Annotated in this window: 2 protein-coding genes; both read left to right on the top strand. The window is 70.4% G+C overall.

The features are described from left to right. Nucleotides 1-138 precede the first annotated feature (138 nt). Nucleotides 139-1,293: a tyrosine-type recombinase/integrase gene (locus BM093_RS34580; RefSeq protein ID WP_085915772.1), complete on the top strand. Its 1,155-nt coding sequence runs from the start codon at nucleotides 139-141 to the stop codon at nucleotides 1,291-1,293. Then, a partial coding sequence (locus BM093_RS34585; RefSeq protein ID WP_218163077.1) for a hypothetical protein occupies nucleotides 1,290-2,288 on the top strand: 999 nt, incomplete at its 3' end. The genes BM093_RS34580 and BM093_RS34585, both read left to right, overlap by 4 nt.

A 2,288-nucleotide genomic window follows, 5' to 3' on the forward strand; every position in this document is an offset into this window, starting at 1 on the left:
GCAATCTTGATCCACTCGCAACCTGTCCACGACGTCCAACTCGCGAGCAACGGGAGAGCAGCTCGTGCTACACGGACACCCCACGGCAGCCGTGTCCATGTCGTGGGGGAGTGGGTGGTGGGGTTGCGGGTGCAGCGAATGGCGTCGGGGGAGTGCGCGCGCTCGTACACCGTCGTCGACCTCGACGGGCTCCCGGTGGGCCCGGTCGAGGACTTCCTGGCCCACGCGACCTTGGTGCGGCGGTTGTCGCCGAACACGATCGCCGGCTATGCCCATGACCTGCGGGACTATTTCGAGTGGCTCGATCAGCGCGGCCTGGAGTTCGCGCGGGTGAGCCTGGAGCAGCTGGCGCAGTTCTTCGACTGGCTGCGCCGGCCCCGCCAGGCCCGTCAGGAGGATGTGTTCGTGCTGCCGGGCGTCCCGGCGGCATTGGCCCCGGCGACGCTGCAGCGCAAACGTGCCTCCGTCGCGGCGTTCTACCGGTTCCACGCCCGCCGGGATCAAGCGGTCGCGCCGCTGTTGGGCGAGCAGATCGGCGGGCGCGGGCTTGGGCCGCAGGTCCCGATGCTGGCCCACCTTCATCACGGTCGACGCGGTGAGCAGGGGTACAGCCCGCTGCGGGTGCACGTGCCGCACAAGCCCCCGAAGACGTTGACCGAACTGCAGGTCAACGCGCTGGTGCAGGCGTGTGACTGGGCCCGGGATCGGTTCTTGATCCGGCTGCTGGTGGACTCGGGGCTGCGCCTGGGCGAAGCGCTCGGGCTGCGGCACGCCGATCTGCACCTGCGCACCGGCGACGTCGAGGTCGTGCCGCGCGAGGACAACGTCAACCATGCCCGGGTCAAGGGCCTCAAGCGGCGTCGGGTGCCGGTGCCGATCTCGCTGTTCGACCTCTACGCCGACTACATGGAGTTGGAGTACGGGCCGCGGGACTGCGACTACGTCTTCGTCAACTTGTTCGCGCCCGTGGTCGGCGCGCCGATGACGGCGGCGAATGTCTACCGGCTGGTGCGGCAGTTGCGGGCCCGGACCGGGGTGGACTTCTTCACCCCGCACGTGGCCCGGCACACCTACGCCACCACCCTGCTGCGCCGCGGGGTCCAGGCACACGTCGTCACTGATCTGCTCGGGCACGCCGACGTCCAGACCACCACCGCCATCTACTCTCACCTGCGCGTCGAGGACCACCGCGCGCTCCTGGTCGCGGCAGGTGCGCTGGAGCCCAGCGCAGCCGCGGTCACCACCCCACAGGACGCCGCCGAGGCATGGGTAGGACCGGGGAGCAAGGAGTGAGCAACACCCTGTCCGGCGGGACTGCAGCCGGAGGCATCAGAGCCGGCGGGGTCGACGCAGCTCGGTTTGGGGCCGGGCACCTGCTGGAGCGGCTCCTGAGCGCGGTGCGCCCCGAGTTCCGCCACGACATCTTCATCCCAGACCCGGACAGCGCGGTGTTCTTCACCGCCACGTGCGCACTGCCGTCCTGCCCGGCCGCGATCCGCCGGACCCGGATCGGCCTGTGCGAACGACACCACGCCTGGTGGAAACAGGCGGGCCGCCCCGACCTGCCGGGGTGGCTCGGACTTGCCGAGCAACGCCTGCGTGCCGAGGTGCCCGAGGTGCCCGCCTGCGCGGTGGGCGGCTGCAATCGCGCGCACCGCCGCAGCCGTCTCTGTGTGCGGCACGTCTGCGCATGGGACCGTGCGGGCCGCCCGGACTGGGACCATTGGTGCACCGAGCAGCCCGCACCGTCCCCGGTCAACGAATCCGGTTGCCGGTTTCCTGCCTGCCCCCGCTGGTCCGAGCCGACCACGGGGTTCTGCGCAGCGCATCGGCGGCGCTGGATCGCAGCCGGACGCCCGGAGCCGCACGCGTGGTTCGACCAGCTGGCCCACAGCTTGGACCCACGGGTCGATCTACGCGGCCTGGAGCCGCGGCTGCGACTGGAGGTCCAGTACGGGCTGCAGTGCCGCCACGACGCCGCCAGTCGTCTCACCCGGATGATCCGTGTGACCACCGCGGTCAGACTGATCCGCGAGGCCGGGGTCGCCAGCTTGCTGGACTGGGAGGACGAGCGGTGGCATGCCTACACACTGCGCCCGAACTCGGTCGGCAGCGCCTACCAGTCATTCATCCTCGACACCTGCGCTGCGCTGCGGAACCTGGCCGGAGTCGATCCATGGCAGCAGCAGTACCTGAGGTTCCCCCGGTTTCGCGGAGTCCGGGTTATCTGTGATCGTCGCGCTGGGCGCGATGGTAGGCGTCCTCGTACTCGTCAGGTGAGAGCCCGC

Source organism: Pseudonocardia ammonioxydans, from assembly GCF_900115005.1.
Lineage (GTDB): Bacteria > Actinomycetota > Actinomycetes > Mycobacteriales > Pseudonocardiaceae > Pseudonocardia > Pseudonocardia ammonioxydans.

What these genes read in the sequence shown, in the direction of transcription:
- BM093_RS34580 (WP_085915772.1), top strand. Translation starts at nt 139, where the DNA reads ATGGCGTCGGGGGAGTGCGCGCGCTCGTACACCGTCGTCGACCTCGAC.